Source organism: Desulfurobacterium atlanticum, assembly GCF_900188395.1.
GTDB lineage: Bacteria > Aquificota > Aquificia > Desulfurobacteriales > Desulfurobacteriaceae > Desulfurobacterium_A > Desulfurobacterium_A atlanticum.
On sequence record NZ_FZOB01000022.1, the window covers coordinates 1 to 4143 of the forward strand.

Below are 4143 nucleotides of genomic sequence, written 5' to 3' on the forward strand. Positions count from 1 at the left end.
GGTATGAATGGGAGAACGCCTTTTGAGGTTTTAAAGAGTAAGTGGGATTGTTTGTTTAATCTTAATGTTGCTTGTTTCCCTGTTGTGCTGCTTGAGGATGTTTTTGTGGTGGCTAATAGGCTGGGGGTATTGGAAAAGGGTGGGGAGAATGTGCTCACCCCCTACCGGAGTAAAGGTTACTCCAACTTTTATTTTTGAAGATGGAACAGTGATAGAAGGTGCTCAAATAAAGGCAGTTGAAAATAAGCTTGCAAATTCTAAAAACATCAGTAATATTTATAGATGAAGTAAGGAATGAGCGAGAGGTAATAATGAAAATAGCAAAGATTACATCTAAAGGTCAGATTACTATCCCTGCAAATATAAGAAAAAAGTTAAAAACACAGTTTGTTTCCGTAGAATTGAAGGGAGATACCCTTATCCTAAAACCCGTTAAAGATGCTGGGGGAATTCTCAGCAAATATGCCATAGAAAAATCTTATGAGAAAATAAAAGAGAGGGAGGAGAAGGTTATTGAGGAAGGGTTCACGGAAAGAGAAAATACTTGATACAAACGTGATACTGAGATATCTTTTGAAAGATGATAATGATCTTTATCTTAAAGCCGAAAAAATAATAAACTCTGTAAAAAGCGGTGAATGCTATCTTTTTATTCCTCAGGCTGTTTTTGTTGAAGTTGTCTTTGTCCTGCAAAAGCTGTACAAAGTTCCCCGGAACGAGATAGTTAATGCTCTTAACTTTTTTCTGTTTCTAAAGGGATGCAAAGTTCAGGATAAAGAAGTTATAGAAAAAGCTCTGGTAATCTATAAAACTACCAATCTGAGTTTTGTAGATGCTCTTCTGTGTGCTTTTAAAAGGGGAAGAAAGTATTTGCTTGAAACCTTTGATAAAGATCTGATAAAAAAATGTACAGATTGATCATCTCCATTGTAGAGAAAGAAAGCGGCCTCTTTTTAACCGCTCTTGTATCTTTCTGGATTTTTACAGGAGTGGGCATTCTTGTGGATCTTTTGAGAAACCGGAAAGAACAGGCTGAAAGAAAAGCGATAGAAGCTGTCTTTTACGGACTTATTTTCATAATCTCTTTGTTTATATACACCTGTTTAAAATACACAGCTGTTGCCGAAGGAAACTATCACAGAATCCTGGCTGATATAGAAAAACCTGTTTTCTTGCTTGTTTCCAGTTTTCATCCCGGAGCAGAGATACTCTCATTCTTTTATGAACATGTCTGGCTTGCACTTAACTTTATTCCCCCTTTTCTTATAGTTTTTTCACACCGCAGCAGAAGAAGATTTTTTGTTACCTTTTATCTTCTTTATCTTTCATCCGCTGCTATCTATATTCTCTTTCCGGTTAAATCTCCGGTTTTTGAATTTTCGTTTAAAAATCTTCCTCAGGATGTTGCCTTATTTCACAGTTTGACGGCAAATGATACCCTGTTCCTTAAGCAGCATGGTTATGTAAGCAGATTCCCTCTGTATGCCGATACAGCTTTTCCGTCCCTTCATGTTGCTTATACCTTCCTTATCTATCTGATTGCTCCGGAAAAATTAAAACTTCCGGCATTTTTCCTTTACCTGGTGATATTTGCCGGAAGTGTTCTTCTTGGTTTTCATTATTTGAGCGACGGGATTGCCGGCACCGCTCTAACTCTTTTTGCCTGGAAAATTGCGGGAGAGATTGATGAGAAAATTGATAGCCTGGCAGGACGGAAAGTTTTTAAAAAGCTTTTTGATTGAAAATAGGTGGGATATAAGGAGTTCCGAGGAGATTCAGCAGCTGCTTGAGAAAGTTCACAGAAGAGGATATCTCACCTGCGGTTGTAAATCTCCGGAGGGGGAATATCTGAAGCTTTACGTGAAAAAATACAGGAACTCTTTCTATATTGCTTCCTATCCCGGTGTGAAAGATTTTCACTCTTACAGATGTCCATTTTTTTCAGGCCTTGAGAAGTTTATAAAAGAAACAGAAGATGGCATGTCTGTAAGTCCCGGGATATTTCACAGGAGCGGAATTGCAGAAAGAATATTCAATCGGCTTATTTTCCATCTGTTTGCAGAAAGTTACTATTTTGCTTTTAATATAAAGAATAAAGGAGTGAGCAGGTTTTCCGGGAATATAGAGAAGCCTTCCGGAAAAGAGATTGTCAGGGTTTTTGTCAGATATTTAAGAGAGCGGCTTAAAGTTTCCGGAAAGGATTTTGATGAATTTCTTATAAAAAGTGAGATTAAATGTAACAGCGGAATAATTTTTTCTTTTGAGGAACTTGATAGAGCGGTTAAAGCAAACGGTTATGTCGTATTTTGCGATAAAGACAGGGGAAGGGAAAGACAGGTATATTTTCCGTTGAACAGTTTCCAAAAAAAGAGAAGAATAATGGGAGATTTCTTTCCCCCGCTCTTTTTTGTTTCCTTTTACAGGCCGGGTAATCTTTTGAGATTGTTTTTATTTAGAATTTTTGAAGGAATACCCGTGAAATCGGAATCTGAAAGAGATTTTGTCAGGATTGAGAAAACTGTTTTAAAGCCTTTAACAAGAGGATTTGATAAGGTGCTGACAGCAGAAGTTTTGAAGAAATTGAAGGGAAAGCTGTTGAACATGAAAATTCCGGATTTTGTTGTTTTTGGGGATGGAGCGGTTGTTCTGAAGTATCGTGATAAAGATATTGAAATCAGATAGAAACTTGCCGACTGTCCAATTTGCAATGTGGTGAGTTTTGATAAGAACAAAAACCTCAAAAAATCATAAATTACAAAAATAGGCGTTGATTTAACCGGATGACTGGAGCAATCATGCACCCGGCAATAGTGACAGTTAACTGTGCATACAAAAACTGTATAACAGAGGAGAAATTAGCAGAACTTATAAAAAAACAGGAATTCCCGAAAGTGTATCCTCTGAATGAACAGATAGAGGTTTTCTTTTCTGAAGTGCCTGTTTCTGCTGTTCTATCATTCTGTAATAAACACAAAATAACCGTGGAAGAACTCAAAAACTACTATGAACAATATATAAAACCAAAGTTTAAAAATAAGAGATTAGAGGAGTTATGGAATATTTTGTAAGCTGGAAAAGAGAAGTTTTAAATCTGCTTAAAATTGCAATCGGTTGTTTAAAAGAAGCTGGAATTCCTGATAATGAATGGACCTTTGGCGGTGGTAGCGCTTTAATGTTTTACTATTGGCACAGAGAAAGTAAAGATATTGACATACTCATTACAGATCCTCAATACTTGACAATGCTATCTCCAAGGCTTAACAATTATGCTGAAAGTATAGCTATCTATTATGAAGAAGCCTCTAACTTTGTAAAAATATCAGCAGGAGACAGGGAAATAGATTTTATAGTTGCTCCCAACTTAAGTGGAATTGCACCTGTTAGGGAAAAATTGAATCCGGACATAGAAATATTTGTAGAACAACCGGAAGAGATACTTGCCAAAAAATTTTTTTATAGAACTGAAAGCTTGAAAATAAGAGACTTTTTAGATGCCTATGTTGTTTTAAAAGACTTGGAGAAAACCGAGAGAGTTAAAGCAGTTTTTAAAGAACTTTTAAAAGGAAAAGAACAGATTTTAAAGAACAGAGCCGCTTTTTTACAGGAAGCGATGATGAATAAAGGGATTTTAAATATTTTAAAGGAACTTTCAGTTTCTCCAGCTCTAATAAAAGAAATTCCTGGAGACTTTATCCGGATAGTGGCAACGGAAATTTTTGGTTTTGAGAAGCCTGAAGTAGAGAGGAATCCTGGAAGGTAGTCAGGGTGAAAAAATATTAAGCAGGAGGGGCAAAGCCCCTCATATTATTTCTCTTTTTTGTCAATTTCATGGTTTATTATTAAAATTCCTCCTGCAAATATCACAACTGCTAAACTCATCAATATCAGTGCAACTATAGGGTCAATGGTAGTAGTATTCATTTCCCACCTCCTTTTGTGATTTTATTGTCCCGGGGACTTTTTGTCAATTCCTCTGGAAATAACCCCCTGCATAGGTATACACATACTCCCCACCCACACCAAAGGAAAAAGGCTGCCCACCTGGTAGTTAAAATATTAAGAGCACTAAACATTCAAATTTTCAGAAAACCAAAACCACTACCAGGAGGACAACCATGCAGCTAAATATAAACCTATACCACG

7 protein-coding genes are annotated in these 4143 nt (G+C 36.5%); all 7 read left to right on the forward strand.

Annotated elements, in window-relative coordinates:
• Positions 1-198 (forward strand): hypothetical protein (locus tag CHB58_RS09115; RefSeq protein ID WP_219350114.1); only part of this gene is annotated, 198 nt, incomplete at its 5' end.
• 113 nt (positions 199-311) lie between these two features.
• The gene (locus CHB58_RS08950) at positions 312-548 is read left to right on the forward strand and encodes an AbrB/MazE/SpoVT family DNA-binding domain-containing protein (protein ID WP_089323762.1); all 237 of its coding nucleotides are present in this window, start codon (positions 312-314) and stop codon (positions 546-548) included.
• Entirely contained in the window at positions 514-918 is a 405-nt protein-coding gene (locus tag CHB58_RS08955; RefSeq protein ID WP_089323763.1) for a type II toxin-antitoxin system VapC family toxin, read from the forward strand. The genes CHB58_RS08950 and CHB58_RS08955 overlap by 35 nt, the downstream gene beginning before the upstream one ends.
• Positions 906-1742, forward strand: a complete 837-nt coding sequence (locus tag CHB58_RS08960) for a phosphatase PAP2 family protein (RefSeq protein WP_089323764.1) — start codon at positions 906-908, stop codon at positions 1740-1742. The genes CHB58_RS08955 and CHB58_RS08960 overlap by 13 nt, the downstream gene beginning before the upstream one ends.
• Positions 1687-2682 carry a DUF1173 family protein gene (locus CHB58_RS08965; protein WP_089323765.1) on the forward strand — a complete coding sequence of 332 codons (996 nt, stop codon included), beginning with the start codon at positions 1687-1689 and terminating at the stop codon, positions 2680-2682. Before CHB58_RS08960 ends, CHB58_RS08965 begins: the two co-directional genes overlap by 56 nt.
• A 113-nt stretch (positions 2683-2795) precedes the next feature.
• Positions 2796-3068 carry a hypothetical protein gene (locus CHB58_RS08970; RefSeq protein ID WP_089323766.1) on the forward strand — a complete coding sequence of 91 codons (273 nt, stop codon included), beginning with the start codon at positions 2796-2798 and terminating at the stop codon, positions 3066-3068.
• Entirely contained in the window at positions 3053-3760 is a 708-nt protein-coding gene (locus CHB58_RS08975) for a nucleotidyl transferase AbiEii/AbiGii toxin family protein (protein ID WP_089323767.1), read from the forward strand. The genes CHB58_RS08970 and CHB58_RS08975 overlap by 16 nt, the downstream gene beginning before the upstream one ends.
• Positions 3761-4143 lie beyond the last annotated feature (383 nt).